This window comes from Oerskovia sp. USHLN155 (genome assembly GCF_037145535.1).
In the GTDB taxonomy this organism is placed as follows: Bacteria; Actinomycetota; Actinomycetes; order Actinomycetales; family Cellulomonadaceae; genus Oerskovia; species Oerskovia rustica.
The window spans coordinates 100,922-127,530 of record NZ_JBBCXG010000002.1 but is presented as its reverse complement, the minus strand read 5'-3'; the positions used below and the strand labels follow the sequence as shown (position 1 = coordinate 127,530).

Sequence of the window (26,609 nt, the reverse complement as noted above, 5' to 3'; positions counted from 1 at the left end):
GGAACGGTGGAAAGGTCGTGCGTCGCCCGCACCTGGTCGGACCGCGGGGAGCACGGTCCGGGGGACGGACAGGATGATTCTCCCCTACGGGAGGACGATCACCTGCGCCGCGTAGACGAGCCCGGCGCCGAACCCGATCTGCAGCGCCAGGTCTCCCGACCTCGCGAGCCCCTCGGCGAGCAGGCGCTCGGTCGCGAGCGGGATCGAGGCGGCCGAGGTGTTGCCGGTCTCCGCGATGTCGCGGGCGACCGCGACGGACTCGGGCAGGCCGAGCTGCTTGATCATCTGGTCGATGATGCGCATGTTGGCCTGGTGCGGGATGAACGCCTGGACGTCCTGAGCGGTCACGCCGGCGGCGGCGAGCGCCTTCTCGGCGATCGGTGCCATCTGGAACGCGGCCCACTTGAAGACGGTCTGCCCGTCCTGGCGCAGGGTCGGCCACCCCAGCTCGGGGTGCTCGCGCAGGTCCGACCACGCGTGGGTCTGGCGGATCGCGGGAGCCTTGCCGCCGTCCGAGCCCCAGATCGTCGGGCCGATGCCGGGGGTGTCCGACGGGCCGACGACCGCGGCGCCTGCGCCGTCGCCCAGCAGGAACGAGATGGAGCGGTCCGTCGGGTCGACGAAGTCGCTCATCTTCTCAGCGCCCACCACGAGGACGTGCTGTGCGGCGCCCGAGCGCACCAGGGCGTCGGCCTGCGCGATGCCGTAGGCGTAGCCGGCGCACGCCGCCGAGACGTCGAACGCGGCCGCAGGGGTCGCGCCGATCCGGTCCGCGAGCACCGCCGCCGCGGCGGGCGTCTGGTGGAAGTAGGTCGTGGTCGCGAACAGGACCGCGTCGATGTCGGCGCCCGTCAGGCCCGCGGCCGCGATCGCCTTGAGCGCCGCGCCCTCCGCCAGGTCGATCACGTCGACCCCGGCGCCCGCACGACGGCGCGTGACGATGCCGGTCCGCTGACGGATCCACTCGTCGGACGAGTCGATCGGCCCGGCGAGGTCGTCGTTCGTCACGACGTTCTCGCCGCGGACCCCGCCGATGCCGAGGACGCGCGAGTACTCGGCCCCTGCGGCCTGACGGATGGTCAGCGCGCTCACGCGGTGGTCTCCCCGGCGACCGCGCCGCCGGGAGCGTCGTCGGCACCAGCGGCCGCCGAGGTGCCCGCGGCGTCGCTGTGGCGCGCGACGAGGTCACGGGCCTTGTCGATGTCCGCGGTCGACTTGACCGCGACCGTCTCGACACCGGGAAGCGTGCGGCGCGCGAGGCCCGTGAGGACCCCGCCCGGCGCGAGCTCGAGGATCGCGGTCACGCCGAGCGCCGCGAGCGTCTCCTGGCACAGGTCCCAGCGGACCGGGGCCGCGATCTGGGCCGTGAGGCGCGAGAGCACGTCCTCCTTGACCCCGAACAGGCCACCGGACTCCGCACCCGAGATGCTCGCGTACGAGGCGCCGTCGGCGTTCGAGAGGAACGGCAGACGCGGGTCCGTGGCGTCCCACCCGGCGGCGACCGGGGCGAACGCGTCGAGCGCGGGCTGCATGAACGGCGTGTGGAACGCGCCCGCGACCTGGAGCGGGATCACGCGCGCCTTGGCGGGCGGGTTCGCGCCCAGGGCCGTGATCCCCTCGAGCGAGCCCGCGGCGACGACCTGGCCGCCTCCGTTGACGTTCGCGGGCCACAGGCCTGCGGCCTCGATCGCGGCGAGGACCTCCTCGGCGTCGCCACCCACGACGGCGGCCATGCCGGTCGGGGTCGCGGCGGCGGCCTCGGCCATGAAGCGCGCGCGGGCCGTCACGAGGCCCACCGCAGCGGCGTCCTCGAAGACGCCTGCGACCGCGGCGGCGGCGAACTCGCCGACCGAGTGGCCGGCGGTCACGTCGGCGACCTCGCACGTGTCGCGGCCGTCGAGGATCGCGCGCAGCGCGACCAGCGAGGCCGACACGATGAGCGGCTGGGCCACCGCGGTGTCACGGATGGTGTCGGCGTCCGACTCGGTGCCGTGGGCACGCAGGTCGAGGCCGGACGCGGCGGAGAACGCGTCGAGCTGCGCGGGGACCCCGGGCAGCTCGAGCCAGGGGGCGAGCATTCCGGGGGACTGGGAGCCCTGTCCAGGGCACAAGACGGCTAGCACCCGTCAACTGTGTCAACCAGGTCACCCGCCGTGACGTCACGACGCGCACCAACCTTGTCCAGGCCGTTTGTGCCGAACCTACAAGAGACGCACGACGGCGCCGCTCACTGCGGGGTGCCGCTCACCGCGAGGCGTCGCCACCGCGAGACGCGCTCGCCGCGGGCCGCCGGTCCCGGCGCCCGGCCTTCGCGGCGCCGTACACCGTCCCGAGGCGCCCCTCAGCGCCCCGACGGCCCTGCGGAGAGCTGCCCGAGGGCGAGCGCGACCTGGAGCACGAACGACTCGCGCGCGTCGAGCGGGTCCCAGCCGGTGATCTCGGCGACCTTGCGCAGGCGGTAGCGGACCGTGTTGGGGTGCACGTACAGGCTGCGTGAGGCGGCCTCGAGCGAGCGGCCCGTGCCGAGGTACGCGGACAGGGTCTCGAGGATCGCGCCCGTGCTCTCGAGCAGCGGACGGTACGCCTGGACGACGAGGGTGCGGCGCGCCGTGGTGTCGCCCGTCAGGACACGCTCGGGCAGCAGGTCGTCCGCGAGGACCGGTCGCGGGGCCTGGGGCCAGGCGGGGGCCGCAGCCAGGCCGGCGAGCGCGGCCTGGGCCGAGCGGGCGGCGTCGTCGAGCGAGGGGACCGTGGGACCGATGACGACGGGTCCGGGACCGAACCGGGGGAGCAGCGAGGCGGCCGCGGCCTGCAGGTCGCCCGCCCCGCCCAGGACGAGGACGAGCCGGTCGCCGTGGATCCCGACGAGCGCGTCCCCGGCGGCGCGCCGGGTCGCGCGGCGCAGCTCGGCCGCGCGCAGGTCGTCGAGGGCCGACGTCGCGGTCCCCACCATGACCAGCGTGGATCCCTGCCCGCCCCAGCCGAGGGCCGAGACGCGCGAGCGCAGCGAGTCGTCGCCGTCACCGCGGATGAGCGCGTCCACGATCAGGGCCTCCAGGCGGGCATCCCACGCGCCGCGGACCTCGGCCGCGCGCGCGTAGACCTCGGCGGCCGAGAACGCGACCTCGCGCGAGTAGCGCAGCACCGCCTCGCGCAGGTCCCGCTCGCCGCCGGGGATCGCGAGGCGGTCGGAGTACGCCTCGACGACCTCGACGACGATCCGCACGAGCTGGAGGGTGTGCTGCAGGGAGATCGACCGCGTCAGCTCCGAGGGTGCCGCGGCGAAGATCTCGCTGACGCCGTGCGGCGGGGAGGCCGGGTTGGCGTACCAGGTCACGAACGCGGTGATGCCCGACTGGGCGACGAGCCCCACGTACGAGCGGTCATCGGCGGGCAGCGCCCGGTACCACGGAAGATCCTCGTCGAGACGCCGCAGGGCGGCGGCGGCGAGCATCCCGCTGCCGTCCCGAAGTCGCTGCAGGTTGTCGGTGTTCCCCGTGATCGGCACGCCCCGAGCATACGGCGTCGTTGTGGGGAGTCCACAAAACCTGGACCTGCGCTGTGTGATCTTCCGGGGGCGAGCCGCACCGGAGCCGCTAGTGTCGATCCATGGCCTTGATGCCCCGACTCCGACAGCTCATGCGACGCCCGTCCTCGGCGTCGACCGTGGGCGCGCGCCGTCCCACCAGCGCCGAGCGCCGCGGCGACACCGTGCACGAGGACGCCCTGCGCGCGATGCTCGTCGACGACCCCAACGACGAGCGGGCCTTCCAGGCGCTCGCGGAGATCGTCCGACGGCGCGCGGCCGAGTCGCACGTGTCGGCCGACCCGCTCGCGGCCCCGGCCGACGAGAGCGAGAAGCAGCGCGCCGCCGACCTCGCCGTCTGGGCGCTCGCGGAGGAGCTCGCGGGCCACCCCCGCGGGTGGTACCCGCTCGTCGAGCTGGGCAGGCTCTCGCTCGAGGACGACCAGGAGGCGGCGCTGCGCCGGTTCGCGACGGCCGCCGAGCGCGACCCGTCGGGCCTGGCGCTCGCCGAGAGCATGGAGATCCTGCGCGAGGCCGGGCTGCCGGTCGAGGCGCTGGGGCTCGGGGTGGGCCACTGGCGGGCCAAGGAGCACACGCCCGCCGCAGGCCGCCAGCTCGTCCTGGCCGCGATCGAGGCCGACCGCATCTTCGAGGCCAAGCACCACCTGGCGTCGCTCGCGATGCACCCGGACGCGGCGCTCGTCGCGCCGCTGCAGTCCGAGCTCACGCTCGCGATCGCGCAGGCCGAGCAGCACCGCTCGGGCACGTAGCCCGCGCACGCCCGACGGCGCCGCTCACCCGAGCGCCCGGCGGCCCCTGGGGCCGCCGCGTCGAGAGACCCACGAACGCCGACGGCGCCGCTCGCCTCGTGAGGTGAGCGGCGCCGTCGGGCACTACGGGCGGGGGACGATCAGGAGTCGCCGCCCGCGTTGCCGGACGTGCCGGCCGTGACGTCCATCAGACGGTACTTCTCGATCGCCTGGGCCGAGGCCTCCGCGGGGACCTTGCCCTGCTTCGCGAGCTGCTGGAGCACGCGGACCACGACCGAGGGGCCGTCGATCTTGAAGTGACGACGGGCCGCGGCACGCGTGTCGGAGAAGCCGAAGCCGTCCGCACCGAGCACCGCGTAGTCGCCCGGGATCCACTGGCGGACCTGGTCGGGGACGAGGTGGTCGTAGTCGCTCGTCGCGACGAACGGACCCTCGACGCCCTGGAGCTTGGCCGTCAGGTACGGCACGCGCGGTGTCGCGGCCGGGTTGAGGAACGCGTCCTGCTCGGCGGCCAGGCCGTCACGGCGCAGCTCGTTCCAGCTCGTGACGCTCCAGACGTCCGCGGAGACGCCCCAGTCCTTCTCGAGGAGCTCCTGCGCCTCCAGCGCCCACGGCACGCCCACGCCCGAGGCGAGGATCTGCGCCTTGGGGCCCGAGGCCTCGGACACCTTGATGCGGTGGATGCCGCGCAGGATGCCCTCGACGTCCACGTCCTCCGGCTCGACCGGCTGCTGCATGGGCTCGTTGTAGACCGTCAGGTAGTACATGACGTTCTGGTCGCGCCCGTCCTCGCCGTGACCGTCCTTGCCCGGCCCGTACATGCGCTCGATGCCGTCGCGCACGATGTGGCGGATCTCGTAGCCGTAGACCGGGTCGTACTGGACGATCGCCGAGTTGGTGCCTGCGAGCAGCGGCGAGTGACCGTCCGCGTGCTGAAGGCCCTCACCGGTGAGCGTCGTGCGCCCGGCCGTCGCGCCGATGATGAAACCGCGCGTGAGCTGGTCGCCCGCGGCCCAGAACTGGTCGCCCGTGCGCTGGAACCCGAACATCGAGTAGAAGATGTAGAACGGGATCATCACCTCGCCCTGCGTGGCGTACGAGGTGCCGACCGACTGGAACGCGGCCGCGGAACCGGCCTCGTTGATGCCGGTGTGCATGATCTGACCGGCCTCGGACTCCTTGTAGCTCAGCATGAGCTCGCGGTCCACGGCGAGGTAGTTCTGGCCCTGCGTGTTGAAGATCTTCGCGGACGGGAAGATCGAGTCCAGACCGAAGGTCCGGGCCTCGTCCGGGATGATCGGCACGATGCGCTTGCCGATCTCCTTGTCCTTGATGAGGTCCTTGAGCAGACGGACGAACGCCATGGTGGAGGCGATCTCCTGGTTGCCCGAGCCCTTCTTGAGGATCTCGTACGTCTTGTCGCCCGGCAGCGTGACCGGGGCCGGCTCCGCACGACGCTCGGGCACGTACCCGCCGAGCTGGCGGCGGCGCTCCTGCATGTACTGGATCTCCGGCGCGTCGGCGCCCGGGTGGTAGTACGGGGGCTCGTACGGGTTGGCGTCGAGCTCCTCGTCCGTGATCGGGATGCGCAGCGAGTCGCGCAGCGTCTTGAGGTCCGCCAGGCCGACCTTCTTCATCTGGTGGGTCGAGTTGCGCCCGGCGAAGCCCGAGCCCAGGCCGTAGCCCTTGACCGTGTGCGCCAGGATGACCGTCGGCTGGCCCGTGTGGGCCGTGGCCGCCGCGTACGCCGCGTAGAGCTTGCGGTAGTCGTGGCCGCCACGCTTGAGGGCCCAGATGTCGTCGTCCGACATGTTCTCGACGAGCTGCTTGGTGCGCGGGTCGCGCCCGAAGAAGTGCTCGCGGATGAACGCGCCGCTCTCGGCACGGTACGTCTGGTAGTCGCCGTCGGGCGTGACGTTCATCAGGTTGACGAGCGCACGGTCCTTGTCGGCGTTGAGCAGGGTGTCCCACTCACGCCCCCAGATGACCTTGATGACGTTCCAGCCGGCGCCGCGGAACTGCGCCTCGAGCTCCTGGATGATCTTGCCGTTGCCGCGGACCGGGCCGTCGAGGCGCTGCAGGTTGCAGTTGACCACGAAGTTCAGGTTGTCCAGGCCCTGCTGCGCGGCGAGCTGCAGCATGCCGCGGCTCTCCGGCTCGTCCATCTCGCCGTCGCCGAGGAAGGCCCAGACGTTCTGCTGGCTCGTGTCCTTGATGCCGCGGTTGTGCAGGTAGCGGTTGGTCCACGCCTGGTAGATCGCCGAGGCCGGGCCGAGGCCCATGGAGACCGTGGGGAACTCCCAGAAGTCCGGCATGAGGCGCGGGTGCGGGTAGGACGGCAGACCGCCGCCCGCGTGCGACTTCTCCTGGCGGAACCCGTCGAGCTGGTCCGCCGAGAGGCGGCCCTCGAGGAACGCACGGGCGTAGACGCCGGGGCTCGCGTGACCCTGGAAGTAGACCTGGTCACCGCCGCCCGGGTGGTCCTTGCCGCGGAAGAAGTGGTTCAGGCCCACCTCGTACAGCGTCGCGACGGACGCGTAGGACGAGATGTGCCCGCCGACCCCGATCCCGGGGCGCTGCGCGCGCGTGACCATGACGGCCGCGTTCCACCGGTTCCAGCTGCGGTAACGACGCTCCATGGCCTCGTCACCGGGGAAGTACGGCTCTTCGTGCACACCGATGGTGTTGACGTAGGGGGTGTTCACCGACGTCGGGATCGCCACGTTGCGCTCGCGTGCTCGCTTGAGCATGTTGAGCAGGACGTAGCGGGCGCGGGGGCCACCACGGTCGTCGATCAGTCCGTCCAGGGACTCGACCCACTCGCTCGTCTCAGCGGGGTCGATGTCCGGTACTTGGCTGAGCAGACCGTTGATCAGCGGTCCGGTCTCGTCAAACGAAGCCACCAGCAACCTCATATCTTGTTCGGAGCGGTATTCGGATTGAATCACGGCGCGGTACACCGTGCCCGCTCACCTCCAGCCACTCCTGCGCGGCGGTAGCAGCCGCTGGTGGCGACTGTGCCTCCACACTCTCGGGTGGTCGAACCATTCTGTTACCCCGCGGCCTGGAAGTCACACCACAAGGGGGTCAAGAGAGCGTGATCTCCACGACACAGGAGTGTGTGCGTCCGGTGCGCAGAGGGTGGAGGAGAGGTTGTGGCGGGCGTCCGCGGTGTCCGTCGAGCGTGCGCGGTCGGGCGTCGTCGTGCTCGACGGCGGAGCGCCCGCCCCGTGCTCGAGGCACCTTCCGTGGCGCGCCGACGTTGTGCCGAGTGCAGAACACCGCAACACTGGTGCAACTGCACGGTGAAGAGGCCCGAGCGACGCACCCGCCCCTGCTGAGGCACGCGGGAGTGGTGTGGGCTACCTTTGCCAAGCAGGTCACAGATCATCGAGCAGTACGAAGAAGGGAAAGAGACACAAGTGGGAGCGACGCCGGACCCCCAGGGTGCAGGACGCCTGGGGTTCCTCTCTGGCCATGTGGTGCAGGAGTTCGGTTGGGGTGAGGACGTCGACGACGACCTCCGCGCCGAGATCGAGGAGCTCGTCGGCTCCGAGCTGGTGGACGAGGACTACGGAGACGTCACCGACGGTGTCGTGGTCTGGTGGCGCGAGGACGACGGCGACCTGACCGACATGCTCGTCGACGTCCAGACGGTCCTCGACGACGGCGGTCTCATCTGGATCTTCACGCCCAAGGCAGGCCGCGACGGCCACGTGGGCCACAACGACCTCCAGGAGGCCGCGACCACGGCCGGCCTGCACGCCACGAGCACGTTCGCGATCGCGCCGGACTGGTCCGCGACCAAGCTCGGCACGCGCGGCCGTGGCCGCTGAGGCCCCCGAGCTGACGGTCCGGCCGGGCGACCTCGCCCCCGACTTCACGCTCACCGACACGCACGGCACCCCGGTCCGCCTCGCGGACCTGCGCGGTCGACCCGTCCTGCTCGTGTTCGTGCCGTTCGCGTTCTCGGGCACGTGCACGAGCGAGCTGTGCGAGCTCCGCGACAACATCGCCGACTTCGAGACCGCGGGCGTCTCGCTCTACGCGATCTCGTGCGACCCCGTCTTCTCGCTCAAGGCCTGGGCCGCGCAGGAGGGGTACACGTTCGACCTCCTCTCGGACTTCTGGCCGCACGGCGAGGTCGCCCGCCAGTACGGGGTGTTCGACGACGAGCGCGGCCTCGCGATCCGCGGCAGCTTCCTGATCGACGCAGAAGGCGTCGTGCGGTGGTCCGTCGTGAACCCGCGCGGGCAGCGCCGGGACCTCGCCGGGTACCGGGCGGCGCTCGCGGATCTCTGACCCCGCAGCTCTCGACGGGCGTGCCGTGGCCTCGTGCCGTGGTGCGCCCGTTCGTGCGTCGCGTGGCCGGTGGGTCGAACGACCGGGCGCGACGGGCGTCCTTTCCCACGGACCGGGCTCGACGTGTGCCCCGGCGTTGTCGGCCTGCGGTGGCCGTGCGTTGTCGGGCGGGCGATGCCCGATCTGCGGCTGATGTGCGAGGCAGGGCCGGTGACCCGGTAGGCTGTGCACCGCTGTTCTGGGGCCTGTAGCTCAGTTGGTTAGAGCGCCACGCTTACACCGTGGATGTCGGGGGTTCGAGTCCCTCCGGGCCCACCCCAACCCTCGCTCGACGAGGGCGCGCGAGGTCGAGCGGTCGCCCGACTCCCTCGCTCCCCGCCGAAGCTCTCTCGTCCTGCCTCTGGGCAGGTCGCGACGTCTTCGGCGCGTGCGCCGAGTGTGCAGTTCGGGTCGTTCACACACGTCGTGGACCGCCCGAACTGCACACTCGGCGAAGAGCCTCCTCGCGAGCCGACCATCAACATGCCCGACCCGGCCACCGGGGCCGTGCGGCGCCGTCGGGCGGGGAGGGGGCCGGCCGCGGCTGGCGTCCCCCGACGAATCACCCGCTCGATCTCCACTGACAGCATCGACGCGTGTCGGTGGCTTCTCCTACTGTGACCGACGACGCCGCGCCGACGGAGCGCGGCGGCCTCCGGACGCGGTCCGGCGGCCCGGAGGAGACGGTGGGACGCGTGTTCGACAAGATCAAGGGTTGGCTCCAGGGAGACCACGACGGCGCGGCCGAGGGCGGCGGCATGGCGCCCGGCCGGGCGGAGGGGCGGCGGCGCACCGCGCCCTCGGGTCGGCTGGTCGACGGACTGAAGATCCTGGACGCGGACACCGAAGGTCTCGCGGCCCGCGCGATCGCCTACGTCCACACTGGTGACGGACCGGAGCTCGTGACCGAGCTGTCGCAGCGCACCGACGACGCGGTGGACCGGCTGCTCAACCGGCCCGCGACGCTCGGCGTCTGGACCTACACGACCCAGGCCGAGGACAAGACCATCAAGGAGCGCGTGCCGGGCTGGAACGTCAGCAAGGGTGCCACCGCCCGCAGCAACCTGTACACGCTGACCGAGCCCGTCGGCATCGACGCGCTCGTGCGCCTGGGTCGCCTGCTCGCGGCCGTCTCGCCCGACGTCTCACGCGCCTCCGACCGGCTCCCGGCCTGGTTCGCGGCCCTCCTGACCGACACCGCCAAGACGTGCGGCGACCGTCGCACCACCGGCAAGAACGGCAAGCCGGGCGTGCGCAGCCAGTGGACCCCCGAGCTGCTGACCGCGATCCTGCGCGACGGCGGCGTGGCCGAGGAGAGCATCCCGACCGCCGTCGTGGCCGGGATCTTCGACCGCCCCGTCACCGCGGACTACTACGGCGACCCGCTCGCGGTGTTCGCGGCGCAGCCCGGCGTCGAGGAGTACCTGGTCGCGCACCCGGCCGACGTCGCCGCGGTCGCACCGCTGCTGCGCGCGACCGGCAAGGTCGAGCTCCTGCAGTTCCTGCGGACCCGGCCCGCTGCGCTCGACGCGTTCGTCGGGCTCGTCGCCCAGCTCGCGACCGACAACGCCAAGTCCGTGCGCGAGGAGGCCGCCGGGAACCTCGCGGCCCTGCCCGCCACGCGTCAGGTCGAGCTCCTCGAACCCCTGCTCACCACGATGCCCGCGAGCCGGCTCGCGGGGCTCGTGACCCACCTCGTCGGGGTCGAGGGCGGCATCGACGCCCTGCGGCGCGCGCACGCCGCCGACGGCCGGGGAGCTCGCGGCACGCTGCTGTCGAACGCGATCGAGCGGGCCACGGCCCTCGACGTCGCGACGGTCGTCGTCGACGAGCCCCTCGACGTCCCGCCCTTCACGCCCCTGCCCGAGGTCGTCCTCGGCGAGCCGTTCGTACGCTCGGCCCGCGACGCGGTCGACCGCCGGCTCGCCGCGGCCCGCGACGAGCTCGCCGTGCTCGAGGCGCTGCCCAAGGCCGAGGCCCAGAGCTGGCGCCTGTCCCACGCCCGGGGAGCCGTCAAGGACCTCGCGGCCATCACCGACGACCACCTCACGCAGGTCGCGCAGTACCTCTCGGGTGCCCTGACCAAGGTGCCGCCGCACAAGGTGCTCATCGAGCTCCAGGCGCCTGCGATCCGGAGCCGGCTCGACGGCCTGACCATGCTGCACGACATCCGCTTCGCGCGCTCGCACGGCGGCGGCCGGCAGCGCTACCCCTGGTACCAGCTCAACGCGACGACCGACATCGCGCTCGACCTCCGGATCCTCGCCGACGGCGTCGAGCGTGCCGGCGTCCAGGACTCCGAGGCGGCCGTCGCCGAGCTCGTGTTCGACTCCTGGTTCGCCCGCGGCACGTTCGCCCCCGAGCACCTGTGGCCCTACTTCGCCGAGCACCCGCGCGCGCTCGACACGATCCTGGGGCTGCGTCCGCCGAGCACGGTCGGAACCTCCAGCCGCTCGGAGCGGCTCGAGGTCGCCCTCACGATCCTCGGCGGGTTCCCGACGATCCCGAACCGCTACCTCCCACGGCTGGCCGAGCTCGCTCTGGGTGAGGGCAAGACGCACCGCGTCGCGGCGCAGAAGGTCCTCGAGTCGCACGTCGGCGCGCGCGACCTGGCCGAGCAGGGCCTGCGCGACGGGAAGGCCGAGATCCGCGCCACGGCCGCCGTCTGGCTCCAGCGCCTCGGCGACCCCGCAGCGATCCCGGCACTGCGAGCCGCGCTCGCCAAGGAACGTCGCGAGGTGGCCCGCGCGGCGCTCCTCGGCGCCCTCGAGGCGCTCGGCGACGACATCGCCCCCGAGCTCGCGCCCGCGACGCTGCTCGCCGAGGCGACCAAGGGCCTCAAGGCCAAGGCACCCGCGAGCATGGCCTGGTTCCCGCTCGACGGCCTGCCCACGCTCCGCTGGGCCGCCGACGGCGAGCCCGTGCCGGTCGAGGTCGTGCGGTGGTGGGTCGTGCTCGCGGTCAAGCTCAAGGACCCGAGCGGGCTGGGCCTGATCGCGCGCTACGAGTCCCTGCTCGACGACGAGAGCCGTGCGGCGCTCGGCCGGTTCGTGCTCGACGCGTGGATTGGCAAGGACACCCAGGGCCCCACGGCCGAGGAGAGCCGGGCCTACGCGGACGGCGAGGCCCAGCAGCGGTACGACCGCTACCAGCACTGGTACAAGCAGCACCCCCAGTACTACGAGGCCGAGGCCTCGCGGACCGTCGACCAGCACCACCAGGATGCGTTCCGTGAGCACCAGGCGAACTACCTCGGGTCGGCCATCGCCGACAAGGGGCTGCTCGCGCTGACCGTCGGCATGCCGGGCGCCGAGCTGACGCGCACCGTGCAGCAGTACCTCAAGACGCACATCACGCGCCGCGCCCAGATCGAGGCCCTCGTCCGGGCGCTCGCGGCCAACGGCGACCCCGCGTCGATCCAGCTCCTGCTGTCCGTGGCGCGGCGTCACCGCCAGGCCACGGTGCAGGCGGCCGCGCAGCAGCTCGCCGAGGACCTGGCAGAACGACGCGGCTGGTCCGCCGAAGAGCTCGCGGACCGCACCGTGCAGACTGCGGGCTTCGAGGACGACGGGATCCTGCACCTCGACCTCGGGTCGCGCGAGTACACCGGACGCATCACGCCCACGTTCACGCTCGAGCTCACCAACGACGCGGGGAAGGTCGTCAAGGCGCTGCCTGCGCCCCGCGCGGACGACGACCCCGACCAGGTCAAGGCCGCCAAGTCGCAGCTCTCGACGAGCCGCAAGGAGCTCAAGGCCGTCGTCGCGCTCCAGACCCAGCGCCTCTACGAGGCCATGTGCACTGGGCGCGAGTGGCCCGTCGCGGACTGGCTCGAGTTCGTGGCCGGGCACCCCGTCATGTCCCGGCTCGCGGCCGGGCTCGTGTGGCTCGAGAACCCCGGTCCGGACCAGCGGGCGTTCCGCCCGGGCGATGCCGGAGCGCTCATCGACGTCGACGACGAGGACGTGACCCTCGCGCAGGGCTCGACGGTCTCGGTCGCGCACGGCGTGCTGCTCGGCGCGGACGATGCCGGCCGATGGCGCGAGCACCTCGCGGACTACGAGATCAGGCCGCTGTTCGACCAGCTCACGGTCGACGTCCCCGCCCTGGACAGCCAGGCGACCGCGATCAGCGACCGCAAGGGCTGGCTCACGGACAGCTTCACGGTCCGCGGGCGGGCGACCAAGCTCGGCTACGCGCGCAGCCAGGCCGAGGACGGCGGCTGGTTCTCGGGCTACGAGAAGGCGTACCCGAGCGTCGGGATCACCGCGGTCATCGAGTTCACGGGCGCGTTCCTGCCCGAGGAGAACATCCCCGCGGCGATCACCGAGCTCGTGTTCCGTCGTTCGACCCGGGCCTACGGGCAGAGCGCCGAGGCACGTCTCGCCGACCTGCCGCCCGTCCTCGTCGCGGAGTCGTACCGCGACTACCTGACCGTCGCTGCCGGTGGCAGCTTCGACGCCGCCTGGGAGAAGAAGAGCGCATGGTGACCACTCCGCCCGCCTCGGCGAGCACCCACGACGAGGCATCGGCCCTCGACCGCGGCCCCGCCCAGGAGATCCGCCCGCCCGCCGAGGTGCGCTTCGCGGACGAGCTCGCGGTGCTCGAGGCCGCCGACCGGGCCAAGGGCTCCGAGCTGCCGCCCGGGTGGCGGCTCAGCCCCCGTGCCGTGCGGGCCTTCGTCGTGGGCGACGCCGAGCTCGGGGTGCGACGGAAGTTCTACGGTGACGACCCGCTCGTGGACCGAGCCGTCGTGTCCTTGCTCGGTCGCCAGGGACTCATGCTCGTGGGGGAGCCCGGTACCGCGAAGTCGATGCTGTCCGAGCTGCTCGCGGCCGCGGTGAGCGGGACGTCGAACCTCACCGTCCAGGGCACCGCGGGCACGACCGAGGACCACGTCCGTTACTCGTGGAACTACGCGCTGCTCATCGCCGAGGGACCCAGCGAGCGATCGCTCGTCCCGTCGGCCGTCCAGCAGGCCATGAGCGCGGGCAAGGTCGTCCGGTTCGAGGAGATCACACGCTGCGCGCCCGAGATCCAGGACACCCTCGTCTCGATCCTCTCCGAGAAGCAGCTCATGATCCCCGAGCTCGGCAGCGAGGCACGGGTATCGGCCCGTCCGGGGTTCAACGTGCTCGCGACCGCGAACCTCAAGGACCGGGGAGTCCACGAGATGTCGGCGGCGCTCAAGCGACGGTTCAACTTCGAGACCATCAAGCCCCTCACGGACCGCCAGTTCGAGATAGACCTCATCGAGGCCCAGCTCACGGCAGAGCTCGGCCCGGCGAGCGAGCGCCCACCGCTCGCGCGGGACGTCCTGGACGTGCTCGTCACGGCGTTCCAGGACCTGCGGACCGGGGCGACGAGCAACGGCGCCCCCGTCAAGCGTCCCGAGACCGTCATGTCGACGGCCGAGGCCGTGAACGTCGCGGTCGCCGCGTCGCTCGAGGCCCGCTACCTGGGCGACGGCACCGTGACCCCCGCCGAGGTCGCGCGCCAGCTCGCGGGGGTGGCCTCCAAGGGCGACGAGGAGGACGCGCGACGCCTGCGGCACTACGTCGACAACGTCGTGCGCGAGCGGGCGCGACGCGACCCGCGCTGGAAGTCCTTCCTCTCCGCGGCGGAGTCCTTGTGGCAGTAGTTCAGGTCTCGGCACCGGCGGCACCGGCGGCACGGGCGGCATGGGGGCGTGCACCCGCGCGCATGCAACGTGCCGCCGCTGCGGTCGAGCGCCTGCGGGCCGACGGGATCTACCTCGCGCCGGTCCGCCACCACAGCCCGGCGTGCGCGCTCGCGGTCGGGGCGCTCGTCGAGGAGGTGCGGCCCGCCGTCGTGCTCGTCGAGGGGCCCGAGGAGTACGGGCGACTGCTGCCCGCGCTGCTCGACCCCCGCACGCGCCCGCCCGTCGCGGTCCTGAGCCTGGGCACCGAGGGCGGCGGCGCGGGCTTCTACCCGCTCGCCGAGTTCTCGCCCGAGTGGGTGGCCCTGCGCACCGGGTCCCGTCTGGGCGCGGAGGTCGCGTTCGTCGACCGGTCGTGGGTCGCGCGTGCGGGCGACGAGCGGTCCGGCGACGCGCCCGGACGAGGTGTGCCCGACGACGGCGCGAGCGTCGAGGACGCGCCCGGCGGAGCCGACGACGCCCCGGGAGCCGACGACGACGCGTTCGCCCGTACGCTCCAGTCCGAGCGCAACCTCGCGCACTCGCGGACGATCGCCGCGGTCGCCGAGCGCCTGGGGTGCCGCGACCACGACGAGGTGTGGGACCACCTCTTCGAGGCGCGCACGAGCGAGCGGCTCGCGGACTGGCGCGAGCTCTTCGACGACGTGTTCGCATGGGCGGGGCTCGCACGCCTCGACTACGAGGAGGAGGTGCTCGACGCCGACGGGTCGCTCGCGCGCGAGGCCCTCATGTCGGCCCGGGTCGCCGAGCACCGGGCCCGGGTCGAGGGGCCCGTGGTCGTGGTGACCGGCGCGTTCCACACGCTCGCGCTCGTCGAGGCGCTCACGGGCGCGCCCGAGGGCGAGGCGGTCGTGCGCCGCCGTCCCGCCGGGGGCTACGGCCCGCCGACGTCGGCCGACGCCTGGCTCATCCGCTACGACCACGAGCGGCTCGACGGGCTGCGGGGCTACGGGGCGGGCATGCCGTCGCCCGGCTTCTACGAGCGTCTCTGGGCCGCGCACCGGGAGCCGGGTGGGCCGAGCGCGCTGGGTACGTCGCTGCTGGTCGACGTCGCCGCGGAGGCCACCGCGCGGGGGGCGCAGGTGAGCCTGGCCGAGATCGCGTCGGCGGCCGAGCAGGCGACCAGGCTCGCGGACCTGCGCGAGCGCCCGTGGCCTGGACGCACGGACCTCCTCGACGCGCTCACGTCGTGCTTCGTCAAGGACGACGGCGGGCTCGACGTGGGCATCGGGCGCCCGCTCGGGCAGGCGGTCGCCGAGGTGTTCGGAGGGCGTGCGCTCGGCGAGGTACCGCCCGGCACCGCGTCACCGCCGCTCGTGCAGCGCGCGAGGGAACGGGCCGAGGAGCTGCGTCTCGTGGTGACGGACTCGACGCCGCGTCGCACGCGTCTCGACGCCCGCCGCACGCCCCGCCACCGGGAGCGCCGGGCGTTCCTGGCGCTCATGGACTTCGTCGGGAGCGGGTTCGCGCACCAGGTCTCGGGGCCCGACCACGTCGCGGGGCGCGGCATGGGCCTCCTGATCGAGGAGTGGGAGTACGCCTGGACCCCCCTCGTCGAGGCGTCGCTGGTCGAGCTGTCGCACCAGGGTGCGACCCTCGAGGCCGTCGCGGTGCACCGCCTCCACCGCCTCGAGCACGAGCTCGCGACGACGGGTCGCTCGGCGCTCGGCGTGGCCCGCCTCGTGGCCCAGGCCGTCGTCGCGGGACTGTCGGAGCATCTCGACCGCCTGGTAGCGCTCCTGCGCTCGACGCTCGACGTCGACCCGTCGCTCGAGTCCGTCGTGGGCGGGCTGCACCGCCTCGTGGACCTGTGGGACGCGCGCGTCGAGCTGGGCCTGGAGGATCACGCGGACGACCTGCTGGACCTGCTCGACCACGGCCTCGCAACGGTCGCCTACCTCGTCCCGGGCCTCGGTGCGGTCGACGCGGACGCGGAACCTGCCGCCGTCGGGACGCTCGTCGCCCTGCGCGACCTCCTGCGGGAGGCGGGCCGCGCCACGCCCGCACCCGTGCCCGACGGCGGTGCACACCCCCGCGGGGACGCGCCCCCGCCCGGCGGCGCCCTCACGCGCACGACGGGTCGGGCCGAACCCGTGCTCCGCGAGCTCGCCCGGCTCCGCGAGGACCGCGGCGCGGCCCCCGGCGTCCGGGGTGCGCTCGTGGCGCTCGCTGCGACCGAGGACGCTCTCGACGACGACGTCCTGGTCGCCGAGGTGCGTGCCCAGCTCAGCCCGGGCGCTGACCCGGTCGCCGTCGTCCGCTTCCTGGGCGGCCTGCTGCGCGTCGCCCCGGACCTCCTGCTGCACACCCCCGAGCTCTTCGACGCCGTCCACACCGGTCTCCGTGACCTCGACGGGGACGCGTTCCTGGCCGTGCTGCCGGACCTGCGCCGCGCGTTCACGTGGCTCAAGCCCGCCGAGACGCACCGGCTCGCGCAGCAGGTCGCGACGCGCACCGGCTCCCGGGCAGAGAGGATCGACGTGCACCTGGCCGCGACCGAGCAGGACCTCCGTGCGGGGCTCGCGCTCGAACGCGAGCTCGCCGCGATGCTCACGCGCGACGGGCTGGGCGCCTGGGGCTTCGGCGCGTCGCGGCACACCCCTGCCAACCCTCTGTCGGACCAGGAGAACCAGCCGTGACCGTCCCGACCGCCCGCCCGGCGGCGACCGCCGATGAGCTCGAGGCCGCACGCCGCTGGCGGCTCGTCCTGGGCCGCTACGCCGCGCAGGAGCTTCCGCAGGACCCGTCCGACGCCGGAGTCGAGCGCGCGCTGCAGTACCTCTACGACCGCGAGTACGTCGAGCGCGGGCACCGCCTGGGCAAGGGGCCGGGCGGGCGTGGTGGTGGCGGGAGCCTCGACCCGTCGGCGCTCAAGGCGCTCGACTGGCTCGGCCAGGCTCGCACGCTGTTCCCGCGCGAGACGTTCGAGCGCATGCAGGTCGACGCCGTCAGCCGGTACCAGCTCACGGACCTGCTCGCCGACCCGGAAGCGGCCGAGGCCCTCGAACCCAGCCGGGAGCTCGCGACCGCGCTGCTGCAGGTGCGCGGTCGCCTCGACGAGCGTGCCGCCGCCGGTCTCCGCACGGTCATCGCGCGCGTCGTGGAGGACATCGTGCGACGGCTGCGCCCGCAGTTCGCGACCGCGCTCACCGGCCGCAAGGACAGGTCGCGACGCTCGATGCACAAGGTCAGCCAGAACTTCGACGGCAAGCGCACCCTCCGGGCCAACCTCTCGCGCTACGACCCGGAGTCCGGGCGACTGATCGTGCAGGACGTGCGGTTCGTGTCGCGGGCGCGGCGCACGCTCACCTGGGAGGTCGTCCTGCTCGTCGACCAGTCGGGCTCCATGGCAGCCTCGCTGCTCTACAGCGCGGTGTGTGCGGGGATCATGTCGGCGCTGCCGGGGATCACGGTCCGGCTCGCGGTCTTCGACACGAACGTCGTCGACCTCTCGCACCTCGCGCACGACCCGGTCGCGGTCCTGCTGACGGCACAGCTGGGCGGAGGCACCGACATCGCGAAGGCGGTGCGCTACGCCGAGCAGCAGGTCACGAACCCGAGCCGCACGGTCGTGGTGCTCGTGAGCGACTTCGAGGAGGGCGGCTCGGTCACCCAGCTCCTCGCGGGCGTTCGCCGCCTCGCGGAGTCGGGCGTCCGGATGCTGGGGCTGGCGGCGCTCGACGAGGCCGCCGAGCCCGTCTACGACCACGGGACGGCCCGCCGCCTCGCCGAGTGCGGCATGCACGTCGCAGCCCTCACGCCCGACCGGTTCGCCGAGTGGCTCGGGGAGGTGCTCGTATGACGCCGGGCTGGCTCGCGGTCTTCGCGGGATACGACGACGCCGCGCTCGTCGCGCTCGCCAACACCGGTCTGCTGCGGCGCGCCCGCAAGGACCTTGCGGCAGGCGACGTGTCGCTCACGTCGGAGTCCACGGTCGAGGTCGTGGTCGCGTGCGGGAGCGCGGTGGTGCGGCTCGGGCCCAAGGGGCCGGTGGCGGCGTCGTGCTCGTGCCCGACGGCGGGCGTGTGCCAGCACGTCGTCGCGGCGTGCCTGTGGGCCCGTGAGCGGGTGACGGGCGGGACGTCGGGGGAGCCGGGATCGACCGCTGCGGTCGTGGACGGGCCGCACTCCACGACCGCAGGCCGCGGTGCCGAGGACGCGGGCCCGCGCGACCCCGCCGGCCCGCACGGGCCCGCCAAGCCCGCGCCGACCAGTGCCGACGCCGGTCGCGCCGTGGGCCCCGGCGCCACCGATCGTGCGACTGCCCCGGACGTCCTGGCCGACCTCCTCGCGCTCGAACCCGTCGCCGTGTGCCGGGCCGCGGGCAGGCCCGCGCTGCGCCGGGTCGTCGAACGGCTCCCGGCCGCGCTGCTCGCCGGGCTCGCGCAGGAAGGCCCGGTGGCACCGACCGCGTGCGAGGTCACGGCCGACGGCGCGCGGCTCACGATCATGTGGACCGACGGCAGCGGCACCCCGACCCACGTCGTGTTCGTGGCCCCCGCGGGGTTCGCGGGCATGGTCGTCGCCGGTGCGCGCTCGGCCGGCGACCAGGCCGCAGCACGGCTCGAGGCCGTCGTCCGGGTCTTCGCCCGCGAGGGCAGGCCGTGGACGTGGCCCCACGAGATCGAGGTCGAACGCTCGGGCGAGCTGACCACCGCCCAGCGCGCGGGGATCGAAGAGGTGAGCGCCGTCGTCGGGCACGTGGTCGACGCCGGGCTGTCCCACCTCGGTGCCGACGCCGCAGACACGCTGCGCGGGGCCGCGGCCCGCGCGCGGCTCGTCGGCCTGCTGCTGCTCCACCGGCTGCTGCTCGTCGCCGCAGGCCTCGTCGCGGGTCTCGCGTCGCGCGACGACGACGTGAGCGAGGCCGACGCGCTCGGTGCCCTCGCCGAGGCGTGGGCGCTCGCGGCGGCGCTGCGGGACGCTCCCGTCGGGGCGCTCCCCGCCCTCCTGGGGGCACCGGTGCGCCGGACCACCGACGCGGAACCCGGCGACGACCTTCCCGGCCGCCTCGTCCCGCTCGGCGTGCGGTGGTGGCGGGCACCGAGCGGCGCCCGCGGCCTGACGCTCACGGCCTGGGACACGCGTCACGGGACGCTGAGGACCGCGACGGTCGCGCGGCCCTCGGGCGCGGACCCGACCTTCCGCCGCGACGTCGACCTGCCGCTGCTCTGGAAGGCGTCGGTCGCCGCGGCGTGCGCGGGTCCGTTCGAGCTCGCCGACGCCGAGATGCGGCCCGACGGGTCGATCAGCACGACCGCGCGCACGAGCCTCGTCCCCGGCGGGGGCTTCGACGTCGGTGAGCTGCGGGAGATCGCGCAGCACCTGGACGGGGTGACCACCGGGACGGTCGGGTTCGGACGGGCTCGGCGTCGCGTCCGGCTCGTGATGGTGCGCGAGACCGGGGCCGTCGGGGTCGACGAGGTCCGCCGCGACGTCACCTGGCCGGTCACGGCCGCCGACGGCGTCACGCACGTCCTGCGCGTGGGCGTCGAGCACGAGCGCAGCGTCGAGGCGCTGCTGTCGGTCGTGGCGTCGCGCAAGCAGGTGGTCGCGGTCCTCGTCGAGCGCGACGCCTCGACGGGGGCGGACGAGCCCGTCGGAGTGTTCCTGCGGACGGGCCAGGGGAGCGTCGAGCTCTTCTCGCCGTCGATGTCCCCCGTGTTCCGCGCGGTGAGCTGGACCGCGCTGCGCCGACTGAGGGCCCGGATCGCGGCGCTGCACCGGGGCTCGACCGTCCATGTGGCCGAACCGGTCGCCCGTGGCCCGGTGGCACGCGTGTGCGAACCCGCGCTCGAGGTCGTGGACTCGCTCGGCGCGACCGGACGCCGCAGGCTCACCGCGCACCAGCAGAGCGTGCTCGGCGACCGTGCGCGGCTCGCCCACGACCTCGGGATGGCGACCGTGGGCCGCACGATCGAGGCGCTGACGACGGACGTGTCGACCTTCACGCTCCTGCGCGCACGTTTCGTGCTCGGACGAGCGGCGGCGCTCGCGGACGCCTAGCGCAGGGCGGTCACCGTCAGGGGCGAGGGTGGTGAATCCGCACCTCGCAGAGTTCTGGTCATTTTCGTCACAGCATTTTCGGTGCCGTGAAGTGCATTCTTCGTTGCCCGAGGCGATGTGAAGATGGCGTGGTGGACCTGTCGATGTTCTGTTTGCACCTCAAAGGTCGACGAATTGTGCGCATAGTGTCCTGCGGGCCGGACGGGGGAAGACGTATCCGGCCGGGAGGATTCGGTACGCCGATTCTTCTGCCATGTGTGACCGATACCTGTGATCGGAGTTCCGTATGACGAAGTACGCAGCTTTCTACGTTCCCTTGACCGCCGCGGCGCTCGCCCTGACGGGCGGCGTCTCCGCGTGGGCGGCGCCCGCGAGCGCACCCACGAGCGCGATCGCCGCGGCGAGCATCTCGACGGGCGCTCTCGAGCTCGCGGCGCCCGGTGGCGGATGGTCCTACGAAGGGGCCACCGGCCCTGAGCACTGGGGCGAGATCGCCTCGACGTGCGCCTCGACGCCGACGAGCAAGCAGTCGCCCGTCGACATCCCGCTGCGCTCCCTCACGGAGAGCCGCAAGGTCAAGGCTCCCGTGCTCGACTACGAGCGCGCCGCGTTCACGGTCCGCGACACCGGGGAGACCATCCAGGCCGACCTGACCACGGTCGGCCCCAACGCCATCACGCTCGACGGGACCCGCTACGAGCTCCGGCAGTTCCACCTGCATACCCCGAGCGAGCACACGATCGACGGCGAGCCGGCTGCGATGGAGCTCCATCTGGTGCACCAGAGCGCGGAGGGCAAGCTTGCGGCGCTCGGGGTGCTGTTCGAGCTCGGCCGGGAGAACGCGGCTCTCGCCGGCTTCTTCGACGCGATCCCGGCGGCCGCCGGGGCGACGTCGTCGGTCGCGCCCCAGCCGGTCCAGATCAACCCGGCTCACCTGGTGCCCGCGTGGTCGGACCTGATCCGCTACGACGGGTCGCTGACGACGCCGCCGTGCAGCGAGGGCGTGCTCTGGAGCGTCTACGAGCGTCCTCGGACGATCTCGAAGTCGCAGCTCGGCGCCTTCACCGCGGTGCACCCGGAGAACAGTCGTCCGGTGCAGCCGCTCAACGGCAGGAGCCTGTTCGAGGTCGACGTGGACTGACGCCTCGTCCGGCTGAGAAGGCGTCCGGTCTCCGACTTCTTGTCGGCGGCCGGACGCTTTTTTCGTCGGATCCGAAGGTGGAGATGAGAGCTCTCTCGTGAGGGGGCCGGATTTCTGGTTCCGCCGTTCAGGAATTGCCGACAATACCTGTGATGATGACGGCGCGTATCGGTGGCCCCGGCAGGCGGGCTGCGAGACGCCCCGATGTCAGACCCTCACGGCAGACTCCGGGGCGTGTACTCGGTCCCGCTCCGCACGTCGTCCGCCGACCCTGGCGTCGTCGACGTCGAGGACCTCGACCCCCACGGCAGTCGGCTGCACCCCGCCTCGCGCCGCACGACCTGGCCGGGTGCCGTCCTCGAGCAGCCCGTCCCCCCGGACCCGAGCCCCGCGGTGGACACGGCCACCCCCGGCGCACCGCAGGTCGCGACGCCCACGACCCGCTGGGTGCTCGACGACACCAACCTCTGGTACCCGGCCGCCCTCGCAGGGGGCCTGCGCGTCGAGCGCGCGCACGACCTGCGCCTGACCCGGGCCATCCTGCGGCGATCGGTCCTCACGACGGGCACGCGCCTGGCGCAGGGGCCGCGCGACGCCTGGGACGACATGCACCCGGTCCCCACGGCCCCCGTCCCGGGCATCGAACGCCCGGACGCGCTCTTCGACCTCGGCGACCGGCGGGCCGTCACCCCACCCGACCCCGTGGGGGAGCTGCGCCGACAGCTCGAGGCGGTCGCGACGTCGTCGGGCCCGGGGCGGCTGCGGCTGCTGATCGCCGCCGAGTCCGCGGGCGCACTCGTGGCCGCCGAGATGAGCCACGCCGGACTGCCCTGGCGCGAGGACCTCCACGACGCGATGCTCACCGGCATCCTGGGCGCGCGGCCGCCGCTCGGGCTGAGGCCCGCGCGGCTCGAGGCCCTCGCCGAGCGCGTGCGGTCGGCGCTCGACGCGCCTGCGCTCAACCCCGACTCGGCCCCCGAGCTCCTCAAGGCCCTCGAGTACGCGGGCGTCGGCGTGAAGTCGACCCGCAAGTGGGACCTCGAACGCGTCGACCACCCCGTCGTCGCGCCGCTTCTCGAGTACAAGAAGCTCAGCCGCCTCCTGACCGCCAACGGCTGGAACTGGCTCGACACGTGGGTGCGGGACGGCCGCTTCCGGCCCGAGTACGTCGTCGGGGGAGTCGTGACCGGGCGCTGGGCCGCGAACGGCGGGGGAGCGCTCCAGCTCCCGCACCAGGTCCGCTCCGCCGTGGTCGCGGACCCCGGGTGGAAGCTCGTCGTCGCCGACGCCGCACAGCTCGAGCCCCGCGTGCTCGCAGGGCTCTCGGGCGACCTCGTCATGGCCGAGGCGGGGCGCGGGGGTGACATGTACCAGGGCATCGTCGACACGGGTGCGGTCGAGACGCGTGCCCAGGCCAAGATCGGCATGCTCGGCGCCATGTACGGCGGGACGACGGGCGAGAGCGGGCGCATGCTCCCACGGCTCGCGAAGGCGTTCCCACGCGCGCTCGACCTCGTCGAGCAGGCCGCACGGGCGGGCGAGCGCGGAGAGATCGTCACCACGCGCCTCGGCCGGAGCTCGCCCCCGCCCGGATCAGGCTGGGACGAGACGCAGGGCAGCGCGTACGACGAGTCCGCGTCGAGCGACGCACAGTCCCGCGCCCGCAGCCAGACCCGTGCCTGGGGCCGGTTCACCCGGAACTTCGTGGTGCAGGGGACGGCCGCCGAGTGGGCGCTGTGCTGGATGGCGTCGCTGCGCGGGCGCCTCGCCGCGATGCCCCGGGCGGCGACACCCGGGCTGGCCCCCGCCCCTTTCACCGAGCAGCCGCACATGGTCTTCTTCCTGCACGACGAGATCATCGTGCACGCTCCCACCGAGCTCGCCGAGCAGGTCGCGGGCGAGATCCGGGCCGCGGGCACCGAGGCCGGGAAGCTCCTCTTCGGCGACTTCCCGGTCGACTTCCCGCTCACGGTCGCGATCGTCGACGACTACTCGCAGGCGAAGTAGCGCGGTCGGTCACGCGTCCCGTGGCTCGCCGCGGTAGGTCCCCACCGACCAGAGGTTTCCCTCGGGGTCCGCCAGCACCAGCTCACGACTGCCGTAGTCGGTCTCGTGCAGCGGAGCGACGACCGCGCCGACGTGCTCCGCCCGGTCCGCGATCTCCTCGATCCCGGTCCCGCTGCCGGGCTCGCCGGCGACCACATACCCGCCGAACGTGCCCGGCGGACGCGACCACTCGCCGTCGGGCTTGAACGAGCCCAGCATGATGCCGCCGCCCGGCGGCCAGTCGAGCTGCGCGTGCGCGACGCCTCCGTCACTCGTCATGACGGTGTTGCGCCGGAAGCCCACCACGTCGACGAGGAAGTCGATCAGCCCGGACGCGTCCTGCGCCTGGAGGGTGGGCCAGACCTGTGCCTGGGGAGTCGTGTGCGTGTCCATGACCTCAGCCTGCGCGCGGTGCACCGCCCCCAGCTTGGATGTTTGCGCGCTCCTCGGCGAGCCACGCCGTCGGGCTCACGCCCGCGAACGCATGGAAGTCGCGCACCAGGTGGGAGTGGTCGGCGTAGCCGGTGCGGGCCGCGACGTCCGCGAGGTTCGGCCCCGACGGTGCCAGGGACCTCGCGCGCACCGCGTACCGAGCGGCGTCGAAACGGGCCAGGCGACAGGCCGCGCCCGGACTCAGACCGAGCTCGGCCGAGAAGAGCGACGTGAGCTGGCGAGGGCTGAGCCAGACGTGCGCGGCGACGTCGGGCACGGTCACCCTGCCGTTGCTGCGGAGGATGTGGCGCCAGGCTTCGGCGACCTCGACCCGGACCCGTCCGAGGCCAGGCCTGCGGCCCTCGGCCTGGCGTCGCAACGCCTCGGCGACGAGCGTGAGTCGCTCGTCCCACGACGTCGCCTCACCGACCCGCTCCCGCAGGTCGCGCGAGAGAGGGCCGAGCACGTCGTCGGCGTCGGTCACCATGCCCAGCTCGCCGGGTGGGACGCCGAGCAGCTCGCGGCTCGCGAGCGGGTCGAGCGCGAGCTGGACGCCCTCCTGGTGCGCGGGCTGATGGATGTACGCGGGGGACGTGTGCAGACCCCCGACGAGCGACGCGTACCGGTGCAGGGGCGCGTCCCCGGGCCCCGTCGCCGTGGGTACAGGGCCGTCGAGGCTGATGACGACGGTCAGCCACGGTGACGGCAGCCCGCGGTGCACCGAGGGGGAGCCCGTGATCTCGTAGCCCAGGACCGAGCCGACCGCAGACTCCAGCGGTCCGGTCGGGAAGGCGCGCACGTAGTGCTGTCCCATGTCTCCACGGTAGGTCGCGGGAGTCACTCGGCGCGCGTCGTCGCCGGCCCGCGGCGGATAGCCTGGTCCCGTGACCGCACACCCCACGCTCGCCGACGTCGTCCGGACCCTCGAGGCGCTCTACCCGCCGTCGACTGCGGAGGGGTGGGACGCCGTCGGGCTGGTCACCGGGGACCCTGCCCAGCCCGTGCGCAAGGTCCTCTTCGCGGTCGACCCCGTCGCGACCGTCGCCGACGAGGCGATCGAGTGGGGCGCCGACCTGATCGTGACCCACCACCCGCTCTTCCTGCGGCCCGTGCACTCGATCGCCGCGACGACGTTCAAGGGCTCGCTCGTGCACCGCCTCGTGCGGGCCGGGATCGGGTTGTACGTCGCGCACACCAACGCCGACGCCGCGCCGCGCGGTGTCGCCGACGCGCTCGCGGACGCGATCGGCCTCGTGGACCGGACGCCCCTCGTCCCGTCCGCACCCGACGGCGCCGCGCACCTCGCGGAGACCGGCATCGGCCGTGTGGGCCGCCTCGAGGAGCCCACGACGTTGCGCGCCTTCGCCGAGCGCGTCGCCGCCGCGCTGCCCGCGACCGAGCAGGGAGTACGTGTCGCAGGCGACCTGGAGGTGACCGTGAGCACCGTGGCCGTCGTCGGCGGCTCGGGCGACTCGTTGTTCGACGCCGTCCGCAGCGCGGGTGCCGACGTCTACGTCACCGCGGACCTGCGCCACCACCCCGCCTCCGAGCTGCGCGAGCGCGCCGAGTTCGAGGGCGGCACCGCGGGAGGTCCATTCCTCGTGGACGTCGCACACTTCGCGAGCGAGTGGCCCTGGCTGCACTACGCGGCCGCCGACCTGACCGGGCGGCTCGCAGATACGGGTACGGTGGATACCCGCGTGAGCGTCCGCCGGACCGACCCCTGGACCGCCCGGATCGGCTCCGCGCACCGCGCCTGACACGGCGCCCCACAACTGCATCGAAAGGAACGCACCCTGTGAGCACTGCACCCCCCGAGGACCAGCGACGACTGCTGGAGGTCCAGGCACTCGACACCCGCCTGCAGCAGCTCACGCACAAGCGCGCCTCCCTGCCCTCGATCGCCCGCATCGCGGAGCTCGACGCGCAGATCTCCGACCTCAGCACCTCCCTCGTCGCGTCCCGCACCGCCGTGAGCGACCTCAAGCGAGAGCTCACCAAGGCCGAGGGTGACGTCGAGCAGGTCCGCAACCGTGCGGCACGCGACCAGACCCGCCTCGACTCCGGCCAGGTCGGCGCCAAGGACGCCCAGGCGCTCGTCGGCGAGCTCGAGTCGCTGTCCCGTCGCCAGGAGGTCCTCGAGGAGATCGAGCTCGGTGTCATGGAGCGCCTCGAAGCCCACGAGGAGGCCCTCGCCAAGCTCGACGCCGCCAACGACGAGCTCGTCGCCGCCAAGCGCGAGGTCGAGGCCGAGCGCGACGCCCAGCTCGCCGAGATCGACGCCGAGGTCGAGTCCGTGACCGCCGCACGCGCCAAGGCCGTCGACGGGATCGACGCCGGTCTCGTCACCCTCTACGACCGCCTGCGCAACCAGCTCGGAGGCCTGGGCGCCGCCGTGCTCAACGGCCGCCGTTGCGAAGGCTGCCGCCTCGAGCTCAACCCGTCCGACGTCGCAGCGATCAAGGCCAAGGGGCCCGAGCAGGTCGCGCGCTGCGAGGAGTGCTCGCGCATCCTGGTGCGGCTCGACGCCTGACGTCGTCCTTTCCTGGCCCGAGGCCCTGCTCCCGACCGTTCGGGGGTGGGGCCTCGGTGGTTTCCGGGGCGGGGTCGGTGCCGAGAACGAGGTTGAGGTCGTCTGGGGGTCGTTGGCGGCCTCAAGGTCGTGCT

At 73.3% G+C, this 26,609-nt stretch carries 18 protein-coding genes and 1 tRNA gene; 13 read left to right on the top strand and 6 right to left on the bottom strand.

The features are described 5' to 3' along the window. Positions 1 to 84 precede the first annotated feature (84 nt). The 3 genes from WFH32_RS03480 to WFH32_RS03470 form a co-directional block, all read right to left on the bottom strand. Positions 85 to 1,092 carry a beta-ketoacyl-ACP synthase III gene (locus WFH32_RS03480; protein ID WP_336706247.1) on the bottom strand — a complete coding sequence of 336 codons (1,008 nt, stop codon included), beginning with the start codon at positions 1,090 to 1,092 and terminating at the stop codon, positions 85 to 87. After that, complete coding sequence (locus tag WFH32_RS03475) at positions 1,089 to 2,123, bottom strand: ACP S-malonyltransferase (protein WP_191795426.1); 1,035 nt, start codon at positions 2,121 to 2,123, stop codon at positions 1,089 to 1,091. Before WFH32_RS03475 ends, WFH32_RS03480 begins: the two co-directional genes overlap by 4 nt. 218 nt (positions 2,124 to 2,341) lie before the next feature. Beyond that, the gene (locus tag WFH32_RS03470) at positions 2,342 to 3,454 is read right to left on the bottom strand and encodes a PucR family transcriptional regulator (RefSeq protein WP_336706363.1); all 1,113 of its coding nucleotides are present in this window, start codon (positions 3,452 to 3,454) and stop codon (positions 2,342 to 2,344) included. A 155-nt stretch (positions 3,455 to 3,609) separates the two neighbouring features. On the opposite strand from WFH32_RS03470, the gene WFH32_RS03465 reads away from it, so the two are divergent. Then, entirely contained in the window at positions 3,610 to 4,296 is a 687-nt protein-coding gene (locus WFH32_RS03465) for a hypothetical protein (RefSeq protein ID WP_138824139.1), read from the top strand. Positions 4,297 to 4,436: 140 nt separating this feature from the next. On the opposite strand, the gene aceE is transcribed toward WFH32_RS03465, so the two are convergent. Then, on the bottom strand, positions 4,437 to 7,199 hold the full coding sequence (aceE, locus tag WFH32_RS03460) for a pyruvate dehydrogenase (acetyl-transferring), homodimeric type (protein WP_191795427.1): 2,763 nt from the start codon (positions 7,197 to 7,199) through the stop codon (positions 4,437 to 4,439). Between the two features lie 519 nt (positions 7,200 to 7,718). Here aceE and WFH32_RS03455 point away from each other — a divergent pair. The 10 genes from WFH32_RS03455 (at position 7,719) to WFH32_RS03410 (ending at position 23,471) form a co-directional block, all read left to right on the top strand. Further along, on the top strand, positions 7,719 to 8,132 hold the full coding sequence (locus WFH32_RS03455) for a DUF3052 domain-containing protein (RefSeq protein WP_030151692.1): 414 nt from the start codon (positions 7,719 to 7,721) through the stop codon (positions 8,130 to 8,132). Next, positions 8,122 to 8,598, top strand: coding sequence for a peroxiredoxin (locus WFH32_RS03450; protein WP_318244003.1), 477 nt, complete (start codon positions 8,122 to 8,124; stop codon positions 8,596 to 8,598). The genes WFH32_RS03455 and WFH32_RS03450 overlap by 11 nt, the downstream gene beginning before the upstream one ends. 241 nt (positions 8,599 to 8,839) lie before the next feature. Continuing rightward, a tRNA-Val gene (locus WFH32_RS03445) sits at positions 8,840 to 8,913 on the top strand. 419 nt (positions 8,914 to 9,332) lie between these two features. Continuing rightward, a complete protein-coding gene (locus WFH32_RS03440; protein ID WP_336706246.1) occupies positions 9,333 to 13,127 on the top strand; it encodes a DUF4132 domain-containing protein in 3,795 nt (1,264 codons plus the stop codon). After that, entirely contained in the window at positions 13,121 to 14,278 is a 1,158-nt protein-coding gene (locus WFH32_RS03435) for an ATP-binding protein (RefSeq protein ID WP_336706245.1), read from the top strand. The genes WFH32_RS03440 and WFH32_RS03435 overlap by 7 nt, the downstream gene beginning before the upstream one ends. 62 nt (positions 14,279 to 14,340) lie before the next feature. Further along, the gene (locus tag WFH32_RS03430; RefSeq protein ID WP_336706244.1) at positions 14,341 to 16,956 is read left to right on the top strand and encodes a DUF5682 family protein; all 2,616 of its coding nucleotides are present in this window, start codon (positions 14,341 to 14,343) and stop codon (positions 16,954 to 16,956) included. Then, positions 16,953 to 18,119, top strand: a complete 1,167-nt coding sequence (locus WFH32_RS03425) for a VWA domain-containing protein (protein WP_191795431.1) — start codon at positions 16,953 to 16,955, stop codon at positions 18,117 to 18,119. Before WFH32_RS03430 ends, WFH32_RS03425 begins: the two co-directional genes overlap by 4 nt. Beyond that, a complete protein-coding gene (locus WFH32_RS03420; RefSeq protein ID WP_336706243.1) occupies positions 18,116 to 20,323 on the top strand; it encodes a hypothetical protein in 2,208 nt (735 codons plus the stop codon). Before WFH32_RS03425 ends, WFH32_RS03420 begins: the two co-directional genes overlap by 4 nt. Positions 20,324 to 20,609: 286 nt before the next feature. Then, positions 20,610 to 21,464 carry a carbonic anhydrase gene (locus WFH32_RS03415; RefSeq protein ID WP_336706242.1) on the top strand — a complete coding sequence of 285 codons (855 nt, stop codon included), beginning with the start codon at positions 20,610 to 20,612 and terminating at the stop codon, positions 21,462 to 21,464. 393 nt (positions 21,465 to 21,857) lie between these two features. Further along, positions 21,858 to 23,471 (top strand): bifunctional 3'-5' exonuclease/DNA polymerase, encoded by a 1,614-nt coding sequence (locus tag WFH32_RS03410; RefSeq protein ID WP_442946302.1) that lies wholly within the window; start codon positions 21,858 to 21,860, stop codon positions 23,469 to 23,471. A 9-nt stretch (positions 23,472 to 23,480) separates the two neighbouring features. Here WFH32_RS03410 and WFH32_RS03405 read toward each other — a convergent pair whose 3' ends face one another. Together WFH32_RS03405 and WFH32_RS03400 are read right to left on the bottom strand one after the other, a co-directional pair. Beyond that, positions 23,481 to 23,903, bottom strand: a complete 423-nt coding sequence (locus WFH32_RS03405; protein ID WP_336706240.1) for a VOC family protein — start codon at positions 23,901 to 23,903, stop codon at positions 23,481 to 23,483. Positions 23,904 to 23,907: 4 nt separating this feature from the next. Further along, positions 23,908 to 24,756 (bottom strand): helix-turn-helix domain-containing protein, encoded by an 849-nt coding sequence (locus WFH32_RS03400; RefSeq protein WP_191795435.1) that lies wholly within the window; start codon positions 24,754 to 24,756, stop codon positions 23,908 to 23,910. A 70-nt stretch (positions 24,757 to 24,826) separates the two neighbouring features. On the opposite strand from WFH32_RS03400, the gene WFH32_RS03395 reads away from it, so the two are divergent. Next, positions 24,827 to 25,702 (top strand): Nif3-like dinuclear metal center hexameric protein, encoded by an 876-nt coding sequence (locus WFH32_RS03395; RefSeq protein ID WP_336706239.1) that lies wholly within the window; start codon positions 24,827 to 24,829, stop codon positions 25,700 to 25,702. A gap of 38 nt (positions 25,703 to 25,740) precedes the next feature. Continuing rightward, on the top strand, positions 25,741 to 26,475 hold the full coding sequence (locus WFH32_RS03390) for a zinc ribbon domain-containing protein (RefSeq protein ID WP_336706238.1): 735 nt from the start codon (positions 25,741 to 25,743) through the stop codon (positions 26,473 to 26,475). Positions 26,476 to 26,609: the final 134 nt, after the last annotated feature.

Bases quoted from the DNA above. Each gene is read 5' to 3' on its own strand.
- WFH32_RS03415 (WP_336706242.1), top strand. From the start codon at position 20,610: ATGACGAAGTACGCAGCTTTCTACGTTCCCTTGACCGCCGCGGCGCTC.
- WFH32_RS03400 (WP_191795435.1), bottom strand. From the start codon at position 24,756: ATGGGACAGCACTACGTGCGCGCCTTCCCGACCGGACCGCTGGAGTCT.
- WFH32_RS03435 (WP_336706245.1), top strand. From the start codon at position 13,121: ATGGTGACCACTCCGCCCGCCTCGGCGAGCACCCACGACGAGGCATCG.
- WFH32_RS03430 (WP_336706244.1), top strand. From the start codon at position 14,341: ATGCAACGTGCCGCCGCTGCGGTCGAGCGCCTGCGGGCCGACGGGATC.
- WFH32_RS03405 (WP_336706240.1), bottom strand. From the start codon at position 23,903: ATGGACACGCACACGACTCCCCAGGCACAGGTCTGGCCCACCCTCCAG.
- WFH32_RS03470 (WP_336706363.1), bottom strand. From the start codon at position 3,454: ATGCTCGCCGCCGCCGCCCTGCGGCGTCTCGACGAGGATCTTCCGTGG.
- WFH32_RS03465 (WP_138824139.1), top strand. From the start codon at position 3,610: ATGGCCTTGATGCCCCGACTCCGACAGCTCATGCGACGCCCGTCCTCG.
- WFH32_RS03420 (WP_336706243.1), top strand. From the start codon at position 18,116: ATGACGCCGGGCTGGCTCGCGGTCTTCGCGGGATACGACGACGCCGCG.